General features: G+C 42.6%; 20 protein-coding genes and 1 other annotated feature. Of the genes, 6 read left to right on the top strand and 14 right to left on the bottom strand.

The window, feature by feature from the left end; all coding sequences use genetic code 11:
• Window positions 1-107: 107 nt before the first annotated feature.
• On the top strand, window positions 108-602 hold the full coding sequence (locus H539_RS0127095; RefSeq protein ID WP_051348833.1) for a CarD family transcriptional regulator: 495 nt from the start codon (window positions 108-110) through the stop codon (window positions 600-602).
• Between the two features lie 296 nt (window positions 603-898).
• Here H539_RS0127095 and H539_RS0127100 read toward each other — a convergent pair whose 3' ends face one another.
• From H539_RS0127100 to H539_RS0127115, 4 genes are all read right to left on the bottom strand, one after another.
• On the bottom strand, window positions 899-1,099 hold the full coding sequence (locus H539_RS0127100; RefSeq protein WP_026694123.1) for a cold-shock protein: 201 nt from the start codon (window positions 1,097-1,099) through the stop codon (window positions 899-901).
• A 302-nt stretch (window positions 1,100-1,401) separates the two neighbouring features.
• On the bottom strand, window positions 1,402-3,027 hold the full coding sequence (locus H539_RS0127105) for a M4 family metallopeptidase (RefSeq protein WP_026696133.1): 1,626 nt from the start codon (window positions 3,025-3,027) through the stop codon (window positions 1,402-1,404).
• A 562-nt stretch (window positions 3,028-3,589) separates the two neighbouring features.
• Window positions 3,590-4,123, bottom strand: a complete 534-nt coding sequence (gene lepB / locus H539_RS0127110; RefSeq protein WP_026696134.1) for a signal peptidase I — start codon at window positions 4,121-4,123, stop codon at window positions 3,590-3,592.
• A gap of 99 nt (window positions 4,124-4,222) precedes the next feature.
• Complete coding sequence (locus tag H539_RS0127115; protein ID WP_026696135.1) at window positions 4,223-4,648, bottom strand: MarR family winged helix-turn-helix transcriptional regulator; 426 nt, start codon at window positions 4,646-4,648, stop codon at window positions 4,223-4,225.
• Window positions 4,649-4,784: 136 nt separating this feature from the next.
• Between H539_RS0127115 and H539_RS0127120 the strand changes: the two genes are divergently transcribed.
• Entirely contained in the window at window positions 4,785-5,198 is a 414-nt protein-coding gene (locus tag H539_RS0127120) for a DoxX family protein (RefSeq protein WP_026696136.1), read from the top strand.
• Between the two features lie 41 nt (window positions 5,199-5,239).
• Here H539_RS0127120 and H539_RS0127125 read toward each other — a convergent pair whose 3' ends face one another.
• Entirely contained in the window at window positions 5,240-6,049 is an 810-nt protein-coding gene (locus H539_RS0127125) for a putative protein N(5)-glutamine methyltransferase (RefSeq protein ID WP_180321074.1), read from the bottom strand.
• A gap of 213 nt (window positions 6,050-6,262) precedes the next feature.
• On the opposite strand from H539_RS0127125, the gene H539_RS0127130 reads away from it, so the two are divergent.
• Entirely contained in the window at window positions 6,263-6,889 is a 627-nt protein-coding gene (locus H539_RS0127130) for an FMN-dependent NADH-azoreductase (protein WP_026696138.1), read from the top strand.
• 177 nt (window positions 6,890-7,066) lie between these two features.
• On the opposite strand, the gene H539_RS0127135 is transcribed toward H539_RS0127130, so the two are convergent.
• The 3 genes from H539_RS0127135 to ileS all read right to left on the bottom strand — a co-directional run bounded on the left by H539_RS0127135 (window position 7,067) and on the right by ileS (window position 11,677).
• Window positions 7,067-7,834 carry an SDR family oxidoreductase gene (locus H539_RS0127135; protein ID WP_026696139.1) on the bottom strand — a complete coding sequence of 256 codons (768 nt, stop codon included), beginning with the start codon at window positions 7,832-7,834 and terminating at the stop codon, window positions 7,067-7,069.
• A gap of 212 nt (window positions 7,835-8,046) precedes the next feature.
• Window positions 8,047-8,595 carry a GNAT family N-acetyltransferase gene (locus H539_RS0127140; protein ID WP_026696140.1) on the bottom strand — a complete coding sequence of 183 codons (549 nt, stop codon included), beginning with the start codon at window positions 8,593-8,595 and terminating at the stop codon, window positions 8,047-8,049.
• Window positions 8,596-8,611: 16 nt separating this feature from the next.
• On the bottom strand, window positions 8,612-11,677 hold the full coding sequence (ileS, locus tag H539_RS0127145; protein ID WP_425414775.1) for an isoleucine--tRNA ligase: 3,066 nt from the start codon (window positions 11,675-11,677) through the stop codon (window positions 8,612-8,614).
• Window positions 11,678-11,752: 75 nt separating this feature from the next.
• Window positions 11,753-11,993, bottom strand: a binding site (T-box leader).
• A gap of 499 nt (window positions 11,994-12,492) precedes the next feature.
• On the opposite strand from ileS, the gene H539_RS0127155 reads away from it, so the two are divergent.
• The 3 genes from H539_RS0127155 (at window position 12,493) to H539_RS0127170 (ending at window position 15,542) form a co-directional block, all read left to right on the top strand.
• Window positions 12,493-13,056: a GNAT family N-acetyltransferase gene (locus H539_RS0127155; protein WP_026696143.1), complete on the top strand. Its 564-nt coding sequence runs from the start codon at window positions 12,493-12,495 to the stop codon at window positions 13,054-13,056.
• A 51-nt stretch (window positions 13,057-13,107) separates the two neighbouring features.
• Window positions 13,108-14,292: a cytochrome P450 family protein gene (locus tag H539_RS0127160; RefSeq protein WP_026696144.1), complete on the top strand. Its 1,185-nt coding sequence runs from the start codon at window positions 13,108-13,110 to the stop codon at window positions 14,290-14,292.
• A gap of 665 nt (window positions 14,293-14,957) precedes the next feature.
• The gene (locus H539_RS0127170) at window positions 14,958-15,542 is read left to right on the top strand and encodes a hypothetical protein (protein ID WP_026696146.1); all 585 of its coding nucleotides are present in this window, start codon (window positions 14,958-14,960) and stop codon (window positions 15,540-15,542) included.
• A 66-nt stretch (window positions 15,543-15,608) separates the two neighbouring features.
• Here the strand turns inward: H539_RS0127170 and H539_RS29905 are convergent, their stop codons facing one another.
• The 6 genes from H539_RS29905 to H539_RS0127205 all read right to left on the bottom strand — a co-directional run bounded on the left by H539_RS29905 (window position 15,609) and on the right by H539_RS0127205 (window position 25,974).
• The gene (locus tag H539_RS29905) at window positions 15,609-19,004 is read right to left on the bottom strand and encodes a PA14 domain-containing protein (RefSeq protein ID WP_162144792.1); all 3,396 of its coding nucleotides are present in this window, start codon (window positions 19,002-19,004) and stop codon (window positions 15,609-15,611) included.
• 184 nt (window positions 19,005-19,188) lie between these two features.
• Window positions 19,189-20,229, bottom strand: coding sequence for a galactofuranose ABC transporter, permease protein YjfF (gene yjfF, locus H539_RS29910; RefSeq protein ID WP_051348836.1), 1,041 nt, complete (start codon window positions 20,227-20,229; stop codon window positions 19,189-19,191).
• On the bottom strand, window positions 20,226-21,233 hold the full coding sequence (locus H539_RS0127185; RefSeq protein WP_245602275.1) for an ABC transporter permease: 1,008 nt from the start codon (window positions 21,231-21,233) through the stop codon (window positions 20,226-20,228). The genes yjfF and H539_RS0127185 overlap by 4 nt, the downstream gene beginning before the upstream one ends.
• A complete protein-coding gene (locus H539_RS0127190) occupies window positions 21,214-22,743 on the bottom strand; it encodes a sugar ABC transporter ATP-binding protein (protein ID WP_026696148.1) in 1,530 nt (509 codons plus the stop codon). Before H539_RS0127190 ends, H539_RS0127185 begins: the two co-directional genes overlap by 20 nt.
• 157 nt (window positions 22,744-22,900) lie before the next feature.
• Complete coding sequence (locus H539_RS32375; protein ID WP_026696149.1) at window positions 22,901-24,787, bottom strand: substrate-binding domain-containing protein; 1,887 nt, start codon at window positions 24,785-24,787, stop codon at window positions 22,901-22,903.
• On the bottom strand, window positions 24,784-25,974 hold the full coding sequence (locus H539_RS0127205; protein ID WP_026696150.1) for a response regulator transcription factor: 1,191 nt from the start codon (window positions 25,972-25,974) through the stop codon (window positions 24,784-24,786). Before H539_RS0127205 ends, H539_RS32375 begins: the two co-directional genes overlap by 4 nt.
• Window positions 25,975-25,984 lie beyond the last annotated feature (10 nt).

Here is a 25,984-nt window from a genome sequence, read left to right on the forward strand (position 1 = left end):
CCCCTGAAATCTTCCATAAAAAAGTGTGTTGACAATCCTTTTATTTGCATGATAAGATATATAGTTTTTCATATTCTTGAATATGTGATATACTTAACATATTCTAGCTGGAGGTGAAGGCTTTGTTTGAAATTGGCGATAAGATTATTTACCCAATGCACGGCGCCGGAATTATTGAAGGAATTGAAGAAAAGGAGATTCTTGGTGAAAAAAGAACCTATTTTGTGGTCCATATCATCGTGAACCAGCTTCAAGTACTTATTCCAGTAGACCATATTAAAAGCTCCTGTATTCGTTCGGTTGGTGATGAACATTCCATAGACGAAGCATTCGGGATTCTGCAGGAGCAAAAGCCGGTCATCCCCTTGTCCTGGAAAGAGCGTTACAAAATTAATATGGACAAAATTAAGACAGGGAAACTCATTGACGGCGTAGAAGTCATCCGGGACCTCAGACACATTCAAACAGAAAAATCCCTAAGCTCCAATGAAAAGAAACTGCTTGATAACGCCACCAAGCTATTCATCGGTGAATTGGTACTGGCAAAAGGGATAACTGAAACTCAGGCAGCTCAATTAATCAGTGATCTGATTCCTGTCTAACCCCCGCCAGCTGATCAATCATGCCATGAGGCTGTCCACTGGAGTATTAACCTCCTGCAGGTGCTCCTTCTCCGGCAGTCTCAAATCAGTATGAACCTGCCTCTTCCAGCTTTCTTTTCATATAATCATGTTGATACTAAATTTTATAAGTTGATATAAATACGGTACTGAGAAGATGTTCCGCACTACAGCTGCTCCACTAGAGGAATAGAGGTATGTACCCCCCTTCTATTACTGCCGGACAGCATAAAAAAGACAGGCTCAGTAATAGAGCCTGTCTTTTTGGAGATCAGCTATTAAGCTTTTTGAACGTTAGCTGCTTGAGGTCCGCGTGCACCTTGCTCAACGTCAAAAGTTACTTTTTGGCCTTCGTCTAATGATTTGAATCCTTCAGATTGGATAGCTGAGAAGTGTACGAATACGTCTTCTCCACCTTCGCGCTCGATGAATCCGAAACCTTTTTCTGCGTTAAACCATTTTACTGTACCTTGTTCCATTTTGTTTCCTCCTAGTGTGTTCCAAAACACAAATGTTACTATCCTTGCTCAAGTGATTCATCAAGACGAAAGTCAAAAAAATTCATTCTCTCTTCAAACCGAACAAAAATAATTCTATTTCATTATAGCCGACTTTTGTTGAGTTTGCAAATTTCTATCATATATTAAGGGGAGTTTCGACATTCTGCCTCACTATTACGTTATATTCAAACATCATACCTGCTCTCCATACATTAGATGTCTAATCCTGCGCTTTCCCAAGAAATAATTAGGTTAGGGAAATACTTCAACAACACAATAATTTAATTCACACCCACGGCATTGAATGCATTTGTTACCGCAGTTTTTTCTGCACTTGATGAACCATACAAGTCGGCTGCAGATTGAATCAAAGCAGCCCGTGCCTGAGAGAAATTGGAGGATGAAGTCAGATAGACGGTATTGGCACGATAGAAAATCGCACCCAGCTTGTCTACCCCAATTCCCTGGACAGTCACTCCATAATGGGTGCCGCCGGCTGCAATCAGATACGCAGCTTTGTTGATGATGCCGCTGTTTGTGTGCACGCCGCCATTATCCTGTGTACCTGTATATCTCTTAGAATAGTGGTCTGGATCTCCATATGCTGCAGGATTGGCCATTGAGCGGAGCGCATCACCAGAAATGGAAGGAGTATAAATATCTTCCCCGATTAGATAGTCAGCTTTAGAAGGCTGGTACTTGAATTCTACGACTGTTCCAAAAATATCGGAGATCGCCTCATTAAGAGCTCCTGATTCATTTTGATACGTAAGGTTGGATTCAGAAGAAGTGACAGCATGAGATAATTCATGGGCCACTACATCAAGTCCTCCGGAAAGAGGGATAAAGGTCGATCCGTCGCCATCTCCGTATACCATCTGAGAGCCATTCCAGAAGGCGTTATTATAACCTGAGCTGTAGTGCACCGTTGATCTAAGGGCAGCACCGTAGCCATCATAGGAATTGCGGCCGAATGTTGTTTTGTAATAATCATAGGTTTTCCCTGCATAATAGTGGGCATCAACCGCTGGAGCATCGTAGGAAGCATTAAATAGATTATCAGAGTCGGACCATAATGTACCCGGAAGCCTGCTTGAATTATTGGCATTATAAGTGAAAATGCCATTTCCTCGGGTATTATCCTGAAGGTAGTATTTTCCGCTTGATAAAGTTGTGTTTAAGGAAACGGAATTTTTTGTGACACCTGTTCCTGATCCTACAGCATTAGTGCCGGATACGGAATCGATGGTATTGAACTTATCGAGGATTTCACCTGTTTTAACAGAAATTAAATAATTATAGTTGCCCGGCTCTGGACTTAAGAAGTTCAAATTTACTTTATATGCGTACTCTGCTGAAGAGTCTGTTGTGTAGATGACTAAATCGGACTGTGGTGTAGTTTCATAGTCCGGCTTAAATCCTAAATCGGATTCTGCTATTTTAATGGCTTTCGCACTTTTGATTCCTTTAGCGGACTTGCCTGCCAGCTTTTCATCGAGATTAGCTGCGACTGTTCCGGAAATGACATTCAACACACCTTTCTCATCCACCACAGCGGATTGAGTGGAGTTCCATACGGGAATGCCTCCATAGGCCTGCTGTAATTTTACTACTGTGTTTCCTAATTGATCTTTGCTTTTTTTCTGGATGAGGAAGGAGTCTTTTGCACTCTTTTTCCCTATTTTATAGTTTTGCTTATGCTGGTCTATGTAGCCCAGTACAACATCTTCTGCCGGCTTAGAGGAGGCTTCTGTCAGGCTGCCCGACAGAAACTCAAGGGAATCCTTCTGCTGGTTAAATTTTTCCACGCTCATGACATTTTTTGCTGCCATTGCAGCTGGCTGAGGGATTGCGGAAGCAATAAGACCAAGAGATAAAACAGTACCTGCTAAAAACCTTTTTTTCATACTAGTACATCTCCTTCTCCAATTAATTGTTTTTTATAAACCGCGTTTTTTACAACATTCCCCAGGGAATCTACCCATCTACTAAACTACCAGCAAAAATATTCCCCTATAGTTTTTTCCTCCTAGCCACTAATATAAAGGAATATTCTGTTATTTTGAAGAGAAATCCTCTCGATTAAGGTTGGGAAAAATAAAGAAAAGGGATCAGTTTGATTAGAATAGAAAAATGTATCACAATAATAATTATACTGAGATATTTTTCGGAGGATAGGGATTTAGTAGGAAGCTGGAACAGACAGAGATATCTAGAAAAATCAGGAAAATGCTCATTTTATTCCAGTTCGTTCACAAAAAGAGCTTTGAGATATGGGTCATTAGTCTTGGATGAGCTGGGTCCGCATTAGTCAGTTATCCTCTTGTAAATAGTTGGGAAAATAAGAGCCCATTATGGAAATAGAGGATTTTAATATATGAAATAACAGTACTAAACAGGAGTGCTTCTTTGTTTTTGATGAAATAAAAGAAGCCTTCAGCACACAAGTCTGAAGGCTTCTTACTCTCTTTATTTTGGCACGCCGATCTCATTAAATGGATAAAACCGGTACTTTGCTTCACCAATGACCGAGCTTTGTTTAATGAATCCGATAATCCGGCTGTCTTTGCTGATGGGACGATTGTCACCTAATACAAAATAGGTTCCTTTTGGGACTTTTGAGGTACCGAACAGCTCTTCCAGAGAAAAATCCCCAGTATATTGAGATTGATTGCCTCTCTTTAAATACGGCTCCTTATAGGCATGACCGTTTACATATAATACGTCATTTTTCATGCTTACCGTATCACCAGGCAGGCCGATAACCCGCTTTATATAGTCCTCATCTGCATCTGGTGCATGAAACACAATCACATCAAAGCGCTGAATCTTGCTCAATTTAGAAACGACCATTTTATTTTGGTCCTGCAAAGTCGGCAGCATGGAGCTTCCGGAAACCTTTATAGGTGCAAATACATATTGCCGGCAGATAAACACTATAATTACGGCAGCTGCGATGGTTTTCAACCAGGAATAAAATTCTTTTTTGGCATTCCCTTTCATTTTGCCCCTCCTAACATATCTATCTCATTTTACACACCTGATGGAGATATTGTCCAGCAATCGCCTGCTTCCATGGACAGTTTTTATGAGTAATATGGATTATTGAACATTACTCCTCATTTTTTGCAGGATGCGGCTCAGTTCGGCCAGTTCGTCGGATGAGATTCCGTTAATGACCAGTTCATTGAATTCCTCTGTGATTGGTATCACCTTTTCCCCAAGCTCCTTGCCTTTATCTGTCAGGTACACTTCAAACGAACGCCGGTCGTATGGACTTACGGTTCTGCGGATGATTCCCTTTCCTTCTAAATTCACGACCATCCGGGCAATATTAGTTTTATCTTTGTCAAGCTTCATAGAAATTTCGTTTTGAGACAGCCCGTCCTTTTCCCATAAAAGCATCAGGATCAAATTTTGTTCAGGCGCCAGATTAAATGGCGCAAGCCTATTCTTTATATAATTTGTCAGCGACAAATCGGTTTGATGAATGGTAATGCTAATATAATCTTCCCAGGATAACTTCAACAGGTCTACCTCCAGAATCATGCTGTAAAAATTATAGTTTCAAGAAAATCGATTGTCAATCAGCCGTCAAGGAGAGACTAAGGATAAAGGAAGGGTTCAATACTCTCTTTAAGAAATCTATTCAGGAGGTGATGTTTTGGAAGATATAGGTTTATTGATCATACGGATTGTTGCCGGTCTATTTTACGCAGCTCATGGTTCGCAAAAGGCCTTTGGCTGGTTCGGAGGCGCCGGGCCTAAAGGAACAGGAGAATTCTTCGAAAGCGTAGGGATCAGACCGGGAAGCGCCATGGCCCTTCTGGCAGGGCTCGGTGAATTTATAGGCGGCCTGCTGTTTACTTTCGGCTTATTCATCCCTCTCGCTGCCCTGCTGATCATCATCCCCATGATAGTCGCCATTATTACTGTACATGGAAAAAACGGCTGGTTCGTAGATAGAGGCGGCATTGAATACAACTTAGTTTTGATAGCCATCGCAATAGGTATTACCTTTACCGGACCTGGAGTATGGTCGTTGGATGAGGCATATGGCATTCAGATTTTCGGATAACGAAAGCGATTTATTCTTTCAAGACTGTGGACAAGCTTTTATTAGATTTGGCTTTTCTGCAGTCTTTTTAATCTGCCAATAATCACTGTTGCATCTAAGTCCTTGTCTTTGGCAATCCTGGCAGTCAGACCTGATTCCTCAAAGATTTCAGCGGCCTTTGATGCCTGCCTGCCGCTTGTTTCTATCATCAGATCCCCCCCTGGAGCAAGCCATTCCGGAGCTTCTGCTGCCACCTTCCTTAAAATCATAAAGCCGTCCTCTCCCCCATCAAGTGCCGATTTTGGTTCATGCAGACGGGCTTCCTGCGGAAGAAGATCTATGAATCCCGTAGGAACATACGGAATATTGGCAGCTATCATTTTTACGCTCCCCTTGAGTGACCGGGGAAGGACACTATACAGATCTCCTTGATAAACATGGGCGCCAAGCCCTGATAGATTTCTCTTGGCACATCGCACCGCTGCTTCATCAATATCGACTGCATGCAAATGAATATCTGCGCCAGATGCGATTGCTGCACCAATTGCACCTGAACCGCAGCATAAATCCACCACTCTATCTCCATCTTGGACGATGGCCTTTGCCTTCTCAGCCAGAAACTCGGTACGCCTGCGCGGTACAAACACATTCCTTTCCACATTTATGCGCAGCCCGCAAAAGCAGGTATATCCCAGAACATATTCGATTGGTGCACCAAGGGCCCTGCTTTCGGTCATTTTTAATAATTCGTCCGAAGTCTTTGCCTCTGCAATAAGAAGCTCTGCCTCCTCTTCTGCAAAAACACAACCAGCGTGCAGCAGTTTGTCAATGACCATTCTTTCCAGCTTTTCATTTATTCGAAGTGTACGCATCTTCTTTATTTGACTCACCTCTCAAAAAATTTACGATATTCACTAATTCGCTTATAGCCGATGATTTCCTTCCGTTTACCCAAACTGAAATTAAACAGTTGACAGTTCCATAGGCCATCTTTATACTTGGAATGTATTTAGTATGTATAGCAACTAATTTCAGCTGCTATATCGTTATTCCTATTACAAACTTCACTTCTTGGGGGTATATAAATGTCTAAAGTATTATTTGTCAAAGCTAATTCACGGCCAATCGATCAGTCGGTTTCTGTCAAGCTTTATCACGCGTTCCTTGATCGCTATAAAGAAACACATCCTGAGGATTCAATCATGGAACTGGATCTTTTCAGCGAAAATCTTTCATACTATGACAATGACAAAATCAATGGCATGTTCAAAGCTGCGAAAGCTCTTGAACTGACAGCTGCAGAGGCAGAAGCTGTGGAAACAGTCCATAAATATCTAAACCAGTTCCTGGAGGCAGATAAAGTCGTTTTGGCATTTCCGCTCTGGAACTTAACGATTCCTGCAGTCCTTCACACGTACCTGGACTATCTGAACCAGGCAGGCAAGACCTTCCGCTATACACCAGAAGGAGCAGTAGGTATGCTGACTGATAAAAAAGCGGCACTCTTAAATGCACGAGGCGGCGTATATTCTGAAGGACCTGCTCAAGCTGTAGAAATGTCCCTGAATTATGTAACAGCGATCCTAAGCTTCTGGGGAATGTCGGACATTACGACAGTCGTCACTGAAGGCCATAACCAGTTCCCTGACCGTGCTGAAGAAATCATTGCAGAGGGAATCAGACTGGCAGAAGAAACTGCTGAGAAATTTTAATCTCGTAAAATACCAACAAGAAAAAGCAGTCCATAAGGGCTGCTTTTCTTGTTGGTTTGCTTCGTCATAAGATTCAATAAAATTTAGAATGACGCAATTAATTGGCAGAGTGACGCAATTATGATAACAGATTAAAAGGAACTCCGAATGATCAGGAGTTCCCTCTTAGTCTGTATCTTAATCCCAAAACCCTCCATCAGAATGAATGATCTGACCGGTGATCCAGTCTGCGTCGTCACTGGCAAGAAATGCTGCAAGGCGTGCGGCGTCTTCCGGTGTTCCTATTCTCCCCATAGGGAATTTTGGTTTAAGATACTCCTTCAGCTGGCCATCCATCCAGCCTGTATCAGTTGGTCCAGGATCCATGGCATTGACAGTAATCTGATGCGGTGCCAGTTCTGCAGCCAAGGAAACCGTAAACGCAGAGATGGCTCCTTTTGTAGTCACATAGGCCAGGTTCCCAGGCATCGGTCCTTTGTCCTGACCGGAAATCAGATTGATGATTCTCCCCCCTGTTTTTCCCACCAGCCGTTTGGCAAACTCTACAGACAACATGCAGGTGCCACGTACATTCACCGCATAGTGATCATCGAGAATCTCATTTGTCAGCTTCTGAAAGTTCACCTCGGCACAGTGTGTGGCATTATTAATGAGAATGGAAGGTACACCCAGCTGATTTCCGGCTTGCTCCAATAGTCTAAAAGGCGCAAGCGGATCAGACAAATCAAGCTCCACCCCCTCAGCTCTAACACCCAGTTCGGATAATTCCTGTTTAAATTCATCCGGCCATGTGCAGCTGGCATCCTGATAGCCTGACAGATAGTCATATGGGGTGAAATAGGTGAAAAATATATCATTTCCTTTTTTGGCCAGCTCACGGCATATGGCGGCCCCAATACCTCCAGCTCTGCTGGCCCCTGTAACGATGGCTATTTTGTTCCTCATAAATTTTTCTCCCTGACTGGAACGCTTGAATCTCTACGCTGCCTGCGGCTTCGACTGTCTTTTTTCGTCCCTTGTATTGTTTTGTAAGATGGTTCCTTTTTGCCTAACATTACAATAAAATCCACATTTTCTGTATCCCCTCTCATCCATCATATATTCATTGTGACCCGCTTTGTGGAAAAACAAGGAAATAATCATGAGCTGATGAACAATTATGAGCGATGCTGTTTAAATTGTTCCCGAAGTAATCCATAGACGGAAAGATCATAATACCGGCCATCCTTCAAAATATGCTTCCTCAGCCGGCCTTCATATTTCATGCCGATTTTCTTCATGACTTTTTGGGAAGCATAATTATCTGACATGGCCATTCCCCAGATTCTTTGCAGGCCCTGCTCCCGAAATCCGAATTCTGCCACCTGTAAGGCAGCTTCGGTTGCATAACCCCTTCCCCAGAATTCTTTTCCAATCCAGTATGCCAGTTCACCCCTATTATGGCCGGGTTCGATCCGTAGTGTCATAGCACCCGCCAGGATTTTCTCCTTCTTCAATTCTACTGCGAATGGAAAAGCTTTTCTGGTCTGGATCCATTTCTCATGAGAACGGATCCAGTTTACAGCGGCCTCCAGGGGATAAGGATGCGGCATTCCTAAAGTGGTCTCGTATATTTCTCTTTCTCCTGCCATCCGCTGCACCTGTACTGCATCTTCCAGTAGAAACGGCCGAAGGAGAAGCCTTTCAGTCTCCAGCACAACTCCCATTTCCCTCTCTCCTCCTTTATTTTATGCCGATCCTTAGCTCCTCATCTGCCAGCCGCAAGACTTCCATTTCATCCATTTCTGCGAATTTAAGATGATTAAGCAGGACGTTCTGTTCCAGCAGACTTCGATGCTCGGTGATTAAACCTCTAAAAGGTTCTGAACAGGAAATATATAAATCCACTCTTTTTTCTACGGGCAGATTCAGTTTTTTTCTATACTCCTGGATGAATCGGATAAAGTCCCGGACTCTGCCTTCTCTAAGCAATTCTTCACTTGGATTTGTATCCATGATGACGGAATAATTCCTGCTGGATGCTTCTGAAAAACCCTTCAGCGCAGCCGTTTTATGCAGGATTAAATCTTCCTCCCTAATGAGAACTTGCTGTCCTTCTACCAGCAGCGAAAGTTTGCCATCAGTCAAAAATTGCAGGACTGTCCGTTCATCCGCAGCTTCTAGCTGCTGTTTTACAGGATTGACCCATTTACCCAGCCGCGGTCCTGCGGACTTAAAATTCAGCTTCAACTTATAGGTGATAAAGCCGGTTGAGGAATCCGCCCATTCGACTTCCTTTATAATGAGCTCATCTTTTATGATGTCTTCAAAGGAAGATAGCCCTTTATCCCCGTCATGGCTGGAAACGACAATCAGCTTTGCAAGCGGCTGTTTGGTCTTTAATTGACGGGAGTGCCGGATGCTTCTGCCAAGCTCCACGATTTCCAGTACCGCCCTCATCTGTTTTTCAAGCTCTTCATCCACGAAGTCCGAATTTCCCACTGGATAGGCAGATAAATGAACACTTTCTCCTGTCAATTCCACATAAATTTCCTCAGACACAAATGGAACAAAAGGAGCAAGCAGACGGCTCGTATCCACCAATAATTGATACAGTGTGGAATAAGCTGCGATTTTATCCGGTTGCATTCCTTCACTCCAGAAACGGTCCCTGTTTCTCCTGATATACCAATTGCTGATTTCTTCTACCAGTTCACCGCCGATTCTGGCCGCGTTGGTTACCTGGTATCCATCCATTTCTTTCTTCATCCGTTGAGCCGAAGTCATGAGCCTGGATAAGATCCAGCGGTCCATCAGGGTATATTCACCCTCTGAATGTTGATCAGGATCAAAGGAATCGATCCGGCTGTACAGGGTATAAAAATGGAGCAGACTCGTCAGCGTGTCGACCAGTTTGGATTTGGCTTCCTGGACATTCCGGCTGGAAAAGCGCTTCTGATTCCAGGGGGCGCTGTCATGAGTCAGGGACCATCTTAGTGCATCCGCTCCGTACGTCTGGATTAATTCCACCGGGTCCAGTGCATTTCCTTTACTTTTTGACATCTTTTGACCGTTTTCATCCAGTACATGACCAGTGGCCATCACATTTTTGTAAGGAGCCTTACCTGTATACAGGACCGAAACAGCAAGCAGCGAATAAAACCAGCCTCTCGTCTGGTCGATTCCCTCCACCACCAGATCTGCAGGAAACTGTTTTCTAAAGAGGGCTGCATTTTCAAAAGGTGTATGATACTGGGCAAAAGGCATCGAGCCGCTGTCAAACCAAACATCGATCACCTCTGGAGTCCTCTTCATCGTTCCTTGGCAGGAAGGACAAGAAAATGTTACTTCATCCACATATGGCTTATGAAGCTCAAGTTCAGAAGATTCTCTGTCTGCCAGTTTAAATAATTCTTCCCTGCTTTTTGGCGATTCCTCATGACTGCAGGACGTACAGATCCAGATGTTTAAAGGCGTGCCCCAGAAACGATTCCGGCTGATATTCCAATCCACCAGGTTTTCAAGGAAATTCCCGAAACGGCCATCCCTCAGATGATCAGGGTGCCAGCTTACTTTCTGATTCTCAGACAACAGCTGTTCTTTCATTGCCGTGGTCCTGATAAACCAGCTGTCAGATGCATAATAAAGAAGCGGTGTATCGCATCTCCAGCAATGAGGATACGAGTGTTCATATTTTTCCTTATGGAAGAGGAGCCCTTTCTCGTGGAGAAGCTTCACGATATCGACGTCACAGCTCTTTACAGGCCTTCCTGCCAGGGGTGTTACCTCATCCATGTATCTTCCCTTCTCATCAACCACATGAACAAAGCTCAGGCCATTCTCCTGGACCAGCTTGTAGTCATCTTCCCCATAAGCAGGAGCGATGTGGACAATGCCGGTTCCGCTGTCATCTGTCACAAACCCGCCGGAAACGATCACATGGCCTTTTGGTACATCCACAAAGTGGAACGGAGGTTCATAGTGTAAGCCCTCGAGATCTTTTCCTTTGACCGTTTCCAATACAGTAAATGGCTCCTTCATGATGCTTTCAAGCCTGGAGGCAGCCGCAATATAGATCTCATCCCCGCATTCGACTTTCACATAATCCATGCTTCGGTTCACAGCAAGAGCGACATTTGCCGGCAAAGTCCAGGGAGTGGTCGTCCAGCCGAGTACATACTCGTTGGCACTGTTTTTTAATTTGAATTTAACGGTAGCCGACAGGTCCTTCACGTCCTTATATCCCTGTGCCACTTCGTGGGAACTTAATGAAGTCTGGCAGGATGGGCAGTAAGGCGATACTCTGTGCCCTTTATAAAGCAGCCCCTTATCATGCAGAGTGCCAAGGATATGCCAAACAGATTCGATATACGTTTGATCCATGGTCATGTAAGGCTGATCCATATCGACCCAGTAGCCCAAGTCTTTTGTGAATTCCCTCCATTCTTTTTCGTAGGCAAATACACTCTCCTTGCATTTTTCTATAAACTTTTCCACCCCATATTCCTCGATCTCCTGTTTGCCAGATATCCCAAGAGCTTTTTCTACGCCTAGCTCTACCGGGAGACCATGGGTATCCCAGCCCGCTTTCCGGATCACCTGATTTCCTTGCATTGTCTGATACCGGGCCATGATATCCTTCATGGTCCGTCCGAGTGCATGACCGACATGCGGCATGCCATTCGCGGTAGGCGGTCCTTCATAAAAAACAAAGGTGTCTGCATTTTCCCTTTGTGAAACAGATTTTTGGAAAATATTTTCTTTCTCCCAGTAGCCCAGGATGTTTGCTTCTTTTTCCTTCCGATTCATCTGTTCCTGGCGTTGTTCCATGTCTTACTCCTCCTTTTTATTTTTCTGTAAAAAAATAAAAACACCCGCCCCTATAAAAGGGACGAGTGTGTTAACCCGCGATACCACCCAAATTCCATTGCCCAAAGACAACGGCGCTCTGCCAACGTACCATCATACGCGTTCCTGTAACGGCGGACCCCCGACACGGCTTACTGGTTTTCAGCCATGCATCTCAGAGATGATGTTTCAGGTAAAACTTCTCTGCTGGCTCCCACCATACCCAGCTCGCTGTTAGAGTTCATTAAACCTTACTTGTTCTCTTCATGGATTTTATTGGAATATTTTGGACTATAATAACATGTTTCATGAAGCTTAGCAAGGGGGCAGGAACCCATGTTTTCTAACAAGTTTTGTCCATTGCCCTGCCGATTACAATTCAGCATGCCCGGAAATAATAAGACGTTAATAGATGCTGTGATTGTCCAAATGCCAGCCGCAAATCAAGAACTATTCATTGTATCTAAACAAATAGAAGGAACAATTCAGCAAAAAAAAGTCCCGCATGCATGCCACCCTAATTCAGTATCTCCAAGTAAGTCAATGCGACCATACAAGCGAAGATGCAAACATAGAAAAAAATAGTCCTGTTAAAAAAGAAGGCAAGTACTTTAACATGTTTTTCATTTATCTTCCACCCCGCTATGTGATTTCTTTCCGTTTAGACGTTCCAATAGGAAAGGAAGTTTCATCCGCCCTATTAATAAAATAATGCATATTCTGCGAAAAAATGAGAAAATGATTAGTAATTATTCCCATTAAATAGGAGGCAGAACATGTTCAAGGAACACATAAGAAACGATCTGTATCTTTCTCTTTTGCAAATGAGGCATGCGGAGGAATTATTCCAGCTGATCGACAGCAGCCGCAGCACCATTTCTGAGTGGCTGTCTTTTCCCGGCAATACAAATTCAGCTGAAGACTCCAGGACATTCATAGAAAAATCTCTAAAGCGGTTTTCCTCTAACAACGGCTTCTGGGCCGGAATCTGGTATCAGGGTAAATTGGCTGGTTCCATCGGTTTTTTGTATCTCGATCATAAAAATAAAAAAACAGAAATCGGATATTGGCTTGGAAACAAATTTGAAGGCAGAGGTTTGGTCACTTCTTCCTGCCAGCTATTAATCCGTCATGCGTTTGAGGAGCTCCGATTAAGGAAAGTAGAGTTGAATATGGCCGTAAAAAATACCAAAAGCAGGGCGGTCCCTGAGCGCCTCGGCTTCACTCAGGAGGGCATTATCAGGAGCTATGAATATATAAATGGCGATTTTCATGACCGGGTTTTTTATGGTCTATTAAAAGAAGAGTGGAAGGGTCTCCAACAGCCTTTGAATGTTTGACTATGTTATAATTTGATTGATAATTCCGACAAAAAAGAAAGGCGGGCTACCGTGTTCTTGAAAAATCCCCTGTTTACAAAGTCATTTACACAAAATCCTTATCCAGCATATACAGAATTGAGAGAAACTGAGCCGGTTTATCACCTTACCTTTCCAGACGGTTATTCAGGATGGATGATCACAAAATATGAAGATGCTGTTGAAGTTTTAAAGGATTCCAGGTTCATCAAGGATTTCTCGAAATTAACCGGAGGTCATATGGATCATGAAAGCATCTTCACCCATAATATGCTTTTCGCTGATCCGCCAGATCATAAGAGGCTTCGGGGCCTGGCCCAGAAAGCCTTTACACCGGCCATGATATCAAAAATGCGGGAACGGATACAGGAAATTACCGACGAACTATTGGAAGATTTAACGGGCAGGGAAACTGTGAATTTAATCGATGATTTTGCCTTCCCTCTGCCTATCATCGTCATTTGTGAGATGCTCGGCGTCCCTTCCGAAGACAGAGATAAGTTCCGCATATGGTCCAATGCGCTGATAGAAGGCTCTGCCGGGGAATATGCCGAGAATATAAGTGAACATATGAACAATTTTACTCAGTATCTTGGAAACTGGTTTGCCCGTACCCGTGAAAACCCAGGACATGACTTGATCAACCAGCTGGTGGCTGCTGAGGACCAGGGCGAGCAGATGACAGAAAAAGAACTATATGGAGTCGTTTCCCTTCTGATCATTGCGGGCCATGAAACAACCGTAAACTTAATAGGAAATACAGTCCTTTCTCTCCTGGAACACCCTGATCAGTTCACCCTTCTGAAGGATCAGCCGGAGCTAATTCAAAAAGCCATTGAGGAATCGCTCCGTTTCAATGGCCCTGTTGAATTCAGTACCTCCAGGTGGGCAGGAGAAGATTTAGAGTTTCGAGGCAAAATGATGACAAAAGGTGAATTGGTGATTGTCGCCTTAAATTCGGCCAACCATGATCCTGAAAAATTTGACGACCCGGACCTTTTTGACATCACACGCGAGAAAAGCCCCCATCTTGCTTTCGGGAAAGGCATACATCTCTGCCTTGGAGCACCGCTTGCCCGGCTAGAGGGTGAAATAGCCATCTCGAGTCTCATAAGAAAGTTCCCTGATATGCAGCTTGCCATAGACAAAGACCAGCTCGAATGGAGACCTGGCATGATTGTAAGGGGCGTTAAAGAAATTCCGCTGAAGGTGAAATGACTCAGGGAAAAGGGAGCTAACGGTTCCGTTTAGGGAGAGAAAAATGCAATGCAAAATAGTATACCTAATTCGCAGCTAAAATACCACTCTGGATTTTGCATAAATGGCACAAAAAATAGCATTGAATATTCAATGCTATTTTTATTTCTCTTTCCCGTATTTGCTTTGGTTTATCGCCTTTCTATATTTACCATCCTGATCTTTAACAGCTATGGCTTCATCTGTACTAATACCTTTAATGGAAAAGTATTCAGTCCCTTTATCGTACTTGTTAGAGAAGTTTCCAGAGTATGTTCCCTCCATATCTGAATACTTTGTTACTTTACCGATTTCCTTACCTGCTAATTCAACATATTCATCACTTACCTTATATATATAACCGTTCCATACGACAAAACTATAAGCCCAGTCTGCTGAAGTTGGAATGTTAAGTGGAGGGGGTGAACATATGACAGAAAAAGATAACCGTAAGAATGAGTAAATACATATGGAGTTAGGCGGCTATGGGACTACTTCCAATACGGAAATTTCCTTCAGCAAGAAGATAAACATCGATTGCTCCTAACACACTACCTAATCTTGCTTACTTTTCATTAAAAAGCCATACTAAGGAAAACAAGAGATTTTTTAAACCCTTGCCAAATCAAAAGATAGGAGGGAAAACAATGAAAAAAATTCTATTGCTGCTGATATCGATCACCCTTTCTGCCTGCAGCTCCAATAACCACGAAGAATCAAAAAAGAATCCTAATACGGCCGGACAGCACGATATTAAGGAGACTTCCACTGCGAAGAAGGAACCTTCCCCATCCCTGCCTCCAGACAAAAACAGCGTCCCGGCTGTCCAGGAAAAAACCGGGCAGATTGAGGAATTTAATGCCCATATCAAAAGTATGGAAGGCGGCGCGTTCATCAAAGAACATCGAATCGAAAATAATCATAACGCGGTTATCTTATTCGTAAAGGATTACGAAGAATTCAAGCAGAAAAATCCTTCGTCATCCATAACCGAAGAAAAATACGATTCCTTTTGGTCCAAGGAGTCCGCCGTTCAAAAGCTGCTCATCGATCAGTCTTCACGGATGATCAAAAGGTTCTCATTTCTGAATACGGTTTATATGGAGGCGCCTGTTAAAGGAGTGGTGTACAGTGTCCAGCTGTCCAGGGAGAGGGCAGAAAAAATCCCGGATGATCTATCCTTTGCTGAGAGGAACAAGCTTGCTGAGGAGCTGATTACGATTCAAAAATAGACAGGGAGCAGAAAAAACACATGGGAAGGAAAGCATATGCTTTCCTTCCCATTGATCATTTTAGTATTATTTTAGGAGGCTCTGCATGGTGAAGTAATCAAAAGATGCTTTTACATTTTTACCGCTTCCTACACTGGTCCCATATAAACCAGCCTTTTTGACATTAATGCTGGATGTGATGGGGTCTGCTGCCTTCTCCCAATTTCCATTCGACCAGAAATAGGTTGAATAGAGGTTTCCGGTTTTTTTGATTTTTAAATAGACCGTTTCATCTCCCGGGTGCTGAGCCATATTAAGAGATTTACTGTACCTTCCTCCCTCTTCCTTCGCTGTTTCGAGTTTTAAACCGTTATCATACACATGGCCAAAGCGGATATAGTTATCCTCGTCCTGCCAGATAAATAATCCCGCCTGCTCATAGTTATTCTGAACGGAAGCAGTCAGTTTTGTCGTGATTTCAAAATCCCCTGATGGTGCATCCTGCAGGAAAACATTCTTAATGGAATTCGATGCCTCATGAGAATCACCGGCCTGGGTGGTGATCATAAGATGTCCCGGATTCTCGGATAAGCTCCATTTTGCAGCGTCCTCCCGGAAAATGGACCATTTATTCGATAAGGTTCCTGAATCAAATGGATCCATAATCGCCTCTTTTTCAATCGGAGGGTTCATTTTTTCCTTGAAATCTTTTAACTGTTGAGTTAAAAGACGAATTGCTGCAAACACCTTCTCATCGTCCGTATTTTTCTTTTGGTAGACTTTTTTGGCTTCATTGATGGAGTCCTGCAGATCGTCCATCGCTTCCTTAGAATATTGTCCTGGTTCGTCTCCTGTTTGGGAGTTTTTCAGGAGTTCCTTTGCCTCATCTATTTTTCCTTTCAGGATATTTCTTGGTGAAGAGAGATCAATTAAGGATTGATTGGCTTTCCGGACTCTGTCTGCATCCAGCTTGGTGATTTTTCTATCATACGTGAGAAGCCCATTCAGTTCTCCTTCTACATCCGTTGTTTGCGTATATACAGCTGCACTAAGACCGTTTTTGTACATGAATCTTTTTAGAGATTCAATGTATTCTACGTACGTTTTGGTAACTTCCTCTTTATCCTTCATCATGACATAGTTCCAGCCGGTCGTCCCCCACTCATGTCCAGGGGTGGCTAAACCTAGACCCCCATACTCGCCAATGACTGCAATTCGGTTTTCCTCTACCTGCGGCGAGTTTGGAGCAGTGTACGTATGCCAGTCTAAAACATCCCCTGCCCCTGAATCAGTCCAGCCGCTCGCATTCGAGACCAGCCGGGTAGGATCCAGGCTCTTTACCCAATTTGTCATCCTTGCTGTATCGTATTGTCCCCATCCTTCATTAAAGACGGTCCATAAGAAGATCGATGGATGATTGTATTTTTCTTGAATCATTTCGTTGAACTCTAGTTCAAACTGCTTTTGATCTTCCGCACTTGCTCTTCCCCCTGCCCCGGAGCCATCCATACTTGGCTTATCCTGCCATACGAGCATCCCCATTTTGTCCGCCCAATAATACCAGCGTTCCGGTTCTACCTTAATATGCTTTCGGATCATGTTAAATCCAAGTTCCTTTGTCTTTTGGATATCAAATTTTAATGCATCATCAGTCGGGGCTGTTAACCCGCTTTCTGGCCAGTATCCCTGGTCCAATGGCCCAATCTGGAAGATGAATTTCCCATTTAACAGCGGGCGGAGCTGGCCGTTCACCTTTCCGACCGATACTTCCCTCATGCCGAAATAGGTTTTGACTGAATCCACAACGGTCTTATTTTCAATTACATTCAGCTGCAGGTCATATAGAAATGGATCGGTTGTGGTCCATAAATGCGGGCTTGGCACCGGAACGGAAATGGTCTGATCTGGGGTGCCGATCGTTCTGGTCAACCTCTTCCCATCGATATACACCACTGCTTCAATGATTTTGTTTTTAAGATTCGTTCCCTTCACTGTCACATTTACTTTATTTTTTTGAATGTCTGCTTCCGTTTTTATAGACTCTATACTTGATTTTGACACAGGCTCTAACCATACAGACTGCCAGATTCCTGATGTAGAAGTGTACCAGATCCCCTCTGGATTGGTTGTTTGTTTTCCTCTTGACTGGCCCCCTTTGGTTTCATCATATACCTCTACGATTAATTCATTATCTTTTTTAACGAGATAATCGGTAATATCAAAGCTGAAGGCATCGTACCCTCCTATGTGCTCTCCTGCCTTCTGCCCATTGACATAAACCACAGTTTTATAATCCACTGCATCAAAATTCAATTTGACCCGATCACCTTTCCAATTAGATGGAATGGTGAAATTCCTTTTATACCACATATGGGATTCTTTTCTCTCAATTCCTGACAGAGCGGATTCCACCGCAAAAGGGACGAGAATAGATTCATTAAGCTTTTTCCCTGAAGGAGCGGCTTCATTGTTCAATGCACGCTGAAATTCCCACTTTCCGTTAAGGCTCATCCATTTGTCCCTAACCAATTGCGGTCTTGGATATTCTGATAAGACATTATTTTCATTGACTTTGTCAGCCCAGGGTGAGGCTATATTATATTGTGAATGGTTTTCAGCCCTGGTAACAAATGAGGTAATTTCTTTTCCTTCTGATGTCGCCATGTTTCCTTTTCCATCGTATTTCACCAATACCTGATCTCCCGTACGCTCGTATATGGGTTCGTTCAACTCCATCAAGAGTACAGCTGGTTCATTCTTTTTTATAGAGAGCTGGCGAATAGGCCATTCCCGGCCAAAAACATTGATTTGATAATGATCTTTAAGGTCAGCGGGCAAAGCTTCTAAGGAATGATTGAACGAAAGTTCAACATGCTTCCCATCTTCCAAAACCGTGGAAGATTGAATTTCATTGTTTAAAATGTAATCGTCCGGAAGGAAGAAGGCGCTTTTCGGGATGATTTGTTTCTCGGTTCCAGGACTTGACCAATATAGTTTTAAATTGGCTCCGCCAAAATGTTCGAAGTAATCAATTCTAATATCATATTTCTTCCCGGCTTCCAGTGAAATAGGAGCGCTTTTCTGTTCTATATCCCATTTATCCTGCCAGAAATCAATGGCTAATTTCCCGTTGATCCAGAGTCTGAATCCGTTATCCCCTATCATGTAAAACGTGTAATCTTCAGTGCGTTCAGGAACAATTTTACCGGTCCATCTTGCGGCAACATTATCATTCTGCCCTGTAAACATATCGAAGACTGGATTTAAGTCAGGGAAATTAATGTTGTTATCGACGATGGTGGTTTTCAATTGATTAAAATCGAATTTAGCTTCTCCTGAGGAAGTGTAGTATTCACCTTTCAGACCATGAGCCGCCTGATTGTCCTCGGCCTTCGCGATAGCAGGTGATACAGTATTCAGCCAGAAGGCTTGTGCCAGGACAGCCGTAAAGGCTGTAATATAAACAAAAAGCTTCTTTTTCATATTTTTTCCCGCCTCCCTTACTTGCTTTACATTTTTAAACGCTTTCATTTTCAGTGATATAGCTATTTCAGTCCATCCTCCTTTCCCTCTCTCATTCACTTATAACTTTAGCAAGAATGATAGAGAAAAGATTTACAATAAGGCGTACATTTTTGTAATTTTTCAATCAAACGTATTCCATTCACTAAGATATGGAGGCATGCTGCTTTGTCGAGGCCGAATCAGTATGAAGATCAGCTATTGAATGCATCCTCTTTTTCCCTCTTCTAATCACGATCAGGCGCTGAAGCAGGATAAAAAGAAAAAGCAGGAAACCCACCACAATTTTTGTCCACCAGGAACTTAACGTCCCCTGAAACATAATGATCGTCTGGATCATTCCCATGCTCAGCACTCCCAGGACAGGACCAATCAGATACCCGGCTCCTCCGGTCAATAGGATTCCTCCTATCACACATGCTGCTATCGCATCCATTTCCATTCCCATTAAATGAAGCGCATAGCCGGACTGCATATAAACAGTAAATACAAAGCCTCCAAGTGCAGAGCTGAATCCTGATAATGTATAGACCATTATCGTCGTTTTTCCTACAGGAAGGCCCATCAGTCTTGCAGAACTGACATTGCCTCCTACGGCATACACATATCTTCCAAAGCTTGTGTATTTTGATAGATAAATAGCAGCAGCTACAAAGATGATCGATAGAACGACGCCGATTGAAATATAATTTTCACCCATTACATACAATTTATAATCTGATAGGAACATGAACGTATTATCCGTGATTTCAACGCTTTCTGTACTGATTAAATAACATAAGCCTCTTGCCAGGAACATCCCGGCCAATGTGACGATCCACGGATGAAGCTGAAACCTGAAAATCAGATATCCCTGCCCTGCTCCAAAAATAATTCCTAAGAGCAAGGTCAATAGAATAACCAAGTATGCATGTAGTCCATGCTCCAGCAGGGACGCCGTGATTATACTTACAAAGGCTACAAAGGAGGCCACCGAAAGGTCAATGCCGCCCGTAATGATGACAAATGCCATACCTGTGGCTATGATGATTAAATAAGCATTATCGATGAACAGATTGAGAAACACCTGCATACTCAAAAATCCAGTAAAGGAGAGTGAACCATAGCCATACAGCAATACAATCAAAAACAAGGTCGCTATAATGATGATATTATTCTCGTTAATTCGATGAGAAATCTTTTTCATGCTTCATTCACCTTCTTCTTGAAGCTTGATTGTCTGATGAGTTTTCTGAATTCACCTGACTGCATGAGACAGACGGCTATTACCACAATTGCTTTTACAACCATCGTCATTTCCGGCCGGATTCCGATGGAATAAATGGTTGTTGAGAGCGTCTGAATGAATAGGGCACCAATCAGCGTCCCTCCCAGATAGAATCTTCCCCCGCGCATGGATGTCCCTCCGATCACCACGGCTAAAATAGCATCTAATTCGATCCATAATCCAGCATTGTTTGCATCGGCACTGCTGACATTGGAACTAACCAGGATCCCGGCAATCGCCGAGCAGATACCTGAAATGATATAAACGATGAGTATCATTTTTTCTGGTCTTATTCCTGCAAAATGACTAGAGGTTTTATTGGAGCCTATAGACTCTAAAAAGAGACCAAGTGCCGTTTTTTTCTTTACTATCAGGACGATGCAGAACACTGCAAGGCCAATGTATATCGCAAAAGGGAAGCCCAGCAGAAATCCCTTTCCAATATATTCATAGGCTTTATTATTGATGGTCAGGATTTGCCCACCGGTGATCAATTGTGCGATTCCCCTTCCGACTGTCATCAAAATCAGGGTGGCAATCATAGGCTGGATTTTTAAATAAGCGATTAAGATTCCGTTCCAAAGTCCGCAGATCAAACCTATCACAAGGGCAAAAAGGATGGCGTAAGGAAGCGGTGCAACTTCCAGCAGAGAAGCAGCGGCTGCAGCTGTTATGGCAAGGATTGAACCAACGGATATATCGATTCCTTCTTTGGCAATAACCAGCGTCATTCCTATGGCAATGACAAGCAGAGGGATAACCCTGTTCATGATGTCTATTAAGCTTCCGAACAGATGTCCATTTTTGATGGTAATGTGAAAAAATCCGGGAATTGTGAAGAAATTGATCAAAAGCAGAAGTACTAGTGCAGCAAACGGCCAAAATAGCTTTGACTGTGTGTACCTAATCATGAACTGACTCAACGACACCAGCTCCTTCTGAAATCAATTCCAAAATATTTTTAACACTGATCTTTTCTCCTTCTAATTGCCCGATTTGATACCGGTCTCTTAATACAATCACTCGATCACAGCATGCCGCAACTTCTTCTAATTCTGCAGAAATGAATAATATGCTTACCCCTTCTGCTGCTAAATCTAATATTAATTTTCTAATTTCCAGCTTAGAACCAATATCGACTCCACGGGTCGGTTCATCCATGATTAGGAGACTGGGGTTTGTGGCTAGCCAGCGGGATAGAATGACCTTTTGCTGGTTTCCCCCGCTCAAGTTTTCAATTTTCTCTTCCATGTCTGGGGTCTTTATGTTTAGAAGCTTAATATACTTTTCTGCTATCTTTTTTTGTTCTTTGAGTGGAATATAGTTAAAAATCCCCCTCTTGGACTGAAGTGCCAGCATCATATTTTCCCGAATGGTTAACTCTCCGACAATTCCTTCTGTCTTACGGTCTTCCGGGCAAAATCCCAGGCCCTTTTCAATCGCCAGCTTCGGATTCATCGAATGGATCTTCTCATTTTCAATAACAAGTGTCCCATTATCAGACGCGTCGATCCCGAATAGAAGTTTTGCTGTTTCCGTTCTTCCTGAGCCTAAAAGACCGGCCAATCCAAGGACTTCTCCTTTTTTTATGGATAAATGTACAGGATTCATCGAGCCCTTTTTCTCGAGGCCCTTCACCATGAGAAAATTCTTTTTACTTATATTGGCAGCATGCTTTTTTTGTGACAGCAGAGGTTCAATCCATTCCTTCCCTATCATTTTTGATACTAGCTCATTTCTGGTTAAAAGACTCGTCTGGTATTCTCCAATCAGCTGGCCATTGCGAAGGACCGTGATTCGATCAGATATCTCGAAAACCTGATCAAGAAAGTGGGAAACAAAGATGATCCCCATCCCTCTGCTTTTTAAATTCTTCATAACTTCAAACAGTTTTTGCACTTCACTTTTATCGAGGCTTGACGTAGGCTCATCTAATATTAAGACACCACTTGAGGTATCGACGGCCTTGGCTATCGCAGTCATCTGCTGTATCGCCGTGGAATAGGAAGAAAGAGTTCGTTTTACATCAATCTCAATATTTAATTTCTCTTTAAGCAAAACCTCCGCTTTACGGTACATCTCCTTCCAATCAATTCTTCCATTTTTTTTAGGTTCCCTTCCTATATAAATATTTTCAGCAACTGACAAGTTCTCACAAAGGTTTACCTCCTGGTATACCGTACTGATGCCAAGCCTTTTAGCCTCTTCAGCAGAAGCAGGGCTTATCAGGCTATTCTCGAGGTAGATCTGTCCTTGATCCTTTTTAAGTATTCCAGTCAAAACTTTAATCAATGTCGATTTTCCCGCACCATTCTCACCCATCAGGGAATGGATTTCCCCCTTACGCAGACTAAAGTCTACATTTGAGAGTGCTTTTACTCCTGGAAAGCCCTTTGAAATCCCCTTTGCCACAAGCAAGCTGTCTGAATTCATACCTAACACCTTCCAACTCATATTTCGTACTAAAGTTATGTATCAGTATAAAAAAATTCTGTCTGTAAGTATTTAAAAAAAAGAAGCTTTTTTTGTAATTTTTCACTTTTTTTCATAAAAAAGACCCCTCTGAAATTTCAAGGGGTTGGGTGTAATTCTAATAAGCTCTTTGGTAAAGCATTTTTTTTGCCTGTTTTTGATCAAACGTTTCTTCCGAAGTAATGATCCTTTGGGGAATTTCAATTCCATTTTCCAGGTCCTTCACTGCCTTCATTAATTGTGGTCCCAGTAGGGGGCTGCATTCAACGGTAAAATTCATCTTCCCCACACTTAAAGAGTTAAATGCCTTTTTAGTAGCATCAATCGAAATAATTACTATATCCTGTCCGGGTTTTAAGCCATATTCCTCTATGGCTTCTATGGCACCTAAGGCCATATCGTCATTATGGGCATAAACCACATTGATTTCTTTGCCATATTCTGCGAGTGCCTTTTCCATTAATTTCTTCCCTTTATTCATAGTGAAATCTCCGGCATAGGAGTGTAAAAGAGAAAAATTAGGATTTTGTTTTATAATTTCGTTAAATCCCTGTTTTCGGTCCACTGCGGGTGCAGAGTTAACGGTTCCTTCCAGTTCGATAATATGGACAGGCTTTGCAGAGTGAAAATGTGATGAAAGCCACTTGCCGGCTCTCCTTCCTTCTTCAACAAAATCAGAACCTAGGAAGGAAGTCCACAGAGTTTGATCTTCTACATCTACTTCCCGGTCTGAAAGAATGACAGGTATGCCTGCTTCCTTTGCTTCCTTCAGAATCCCTTCCCAGCCCTCTTCGGTTTTAGGTGAAAAGGCGATGACATCCACATGCTGTTTAATAAACTTCCGTATAATATCAATTTGTTTCTTCTGGCTGTAATCCGCGTTCCTTAAGAGGAGATCAATGCCTGATTTCTTCGCTGCGGAAACGATGGAATCTGTATTTGCGAGTCTCCACTCACTCTCTGAACCTACCTGAGCGAACCCGAGTTTGATACGTTTATGTTTGTTTTTACTGCTTGAGGTCACATCATTGTTAAAGGAACGTAAATAGGTGTCCACATTATTTTTTGTAACCTTATGGTCTCTTAAAATAATCTTTTTAGGCAGGCCGGGAACCTTATGGAGGATATCCATTGCATACTGCACAGCTTTTATTCCTCCCGTAGGGGTAATATAAGTGGCATCGATCGTTCCTTTTTTGACCAGCCTGAGTCCGCCGTTTTCTTCATTCAGCCCATCACTGCCAATAATTCTCACTCCTTTAATCTTAAAATCTTGTAAAGCCCTATAGGCTCCAAGCGCCATCGCATCATTTTGAGCATAAATTAAGTCAGGCGCCATTCCAGATTTCAACAGAAGTTTAAGCTCATCCTCCGCCTTGTCCCGCATCCAATTCCCATTAATTGTACGAATGATCGTATGGGAGGATTCTCGTTTGATCGTTTCTTCAAAACCCTTCGTCCGCTCTTCTGCCTGGAGCGAATCCTTATTTCCTTCCACCTGAATAATTTTTCCCCGCTTATTCCCTAATAAGCTAATAGCCTCTTTCGCTGCCATCTTCCCATTCAGCTGATTATCGAAGCCGATATAAAGTGTATAATCGTAACCCTTGACTCCCCTGCCTAAAACGATTACCGGGATTTTTTTATATACCTCAGAAATTACCGGTGTCAACGTATTAGCATTGTCTACAGAAACGATCAGGAGGTCAATTCCGTAATTCATAAGGGAATGGATGTCCCTCACCTGCTGGGCATCATTTTGCACAGCATCGGTGAAAATCACTCTTGTATCCTTATAATGGGAAATCTCCTTTTTAATTTCCTTATTCATTTGAATCTGCCAGGGTCCGTTTAAGTTGGGATGGGAAACCCCGATTAAGTATTTTACATTTCCTTGGGAATGAACAGTCTGTTCTTCCCTGCCCCCATATAAATCGCCAAACATGATAAGGCCTATCGCTGTTCCTGCCGCTATTAACGTAATTATAACATTCCTGAGACTCACCTTCTGCTCCCGCTCCTATAGGAGCTGGGAGATATCCCTACCACTTTTTTAAAGGCATTGCAGAAATAATGCTGGGTGCTGTAGCCCACTTTTTCCGAAATCTCGTAAACCTTCAAAAAAGGATCATTCATTAATAATAGGGATCGATCAATTCGCACCTTCGTTACATATTGGATAAAGGATGTTCCCAATTCGTTCTTAAATTGCTTGCTTAAATAGGAGGGGCTTACTTTAACTTTTTCGGCGACTTCCGTTAAGGTCATTAAAGGATCAAAATAATGCTGATCAATATAGTTTTTTGCCAAAACCACAATTGGAGAAAGATGAGAATAAGAACTTAATTCTTCCAATAATTGCTGATAGATGGACGGTATATTTTCAGCTGATTGGGCTGTTTTTTCAGAATATACAACAGTCTTTTCAAGGAAACCTTCTGCTTTTTCTTTTATATTTTTATTAATGAAAGATAATTCCTCAGCTCTTTGCAAAGGCAGCAGGATTATTACGTTTCCTTCTGTGTCTTCACAAACTTCTGCCTCAGGAAAGTCAGATAAAAGTTCCCTCGTGATATTAACAAGTGAAAACGCTGACAATTTATCGCTCCAGACTTTATCTGCTGTATGTAAATCAATATTCAGCAGTTTTATTACAGACACCCCCACGGGTCCTTCAAGGTTAATCCTGAATAAATTCAACTCTTCCTTAAAATTTGACTGTGAAGCAGATCCACATATCCACCGCTGCAAAAAATCCATCTTTAGCAATTCGAGATTTCCTTCAAACTTTTCATCTTTTCTGTGAAGATCCATTTTATTTTTTAATTCTCTGGCCGCTCTTTCAATCACATTTTCTAGTTCTTTTACATCGACTGGTTTCAAAAGATAGTCAAATACCCTCAGCCGGACAGCCTGCTGGGCATAAGAGAATTCATCATGCCCTGTGATTAAGATAAACAATGCTTCGGGTAAAGCAGACTCTAATTTTCTAATAAGGTCCAGTCCATTAAGAAATGGCATACAGATGTCAAGCAAAAGGATATCTGGCTTAAGCTCCTTGGCCATCTCCAGGGCAATCTCTCCATCCTCTGCTTCGCCTGCAATCTGAATAGAAAATTTTCCCCAGTCTACTGCGGCTTTTAGTCCTCTTCTAATTATGATCTCGTCATCCGCTATTAAGAGTTTAAACATAGCTATGCCT

Source organism: Peribacillus kribbensis DSM 17871 (genome assembly GCF_000430765.1).
Classification (GTDB): domain Bacteria; phylum Bacillota; class Bacilli; order Bacillales; family DSM-1321; genus Paraperibacillus; species Paraperibacillus kribbensis.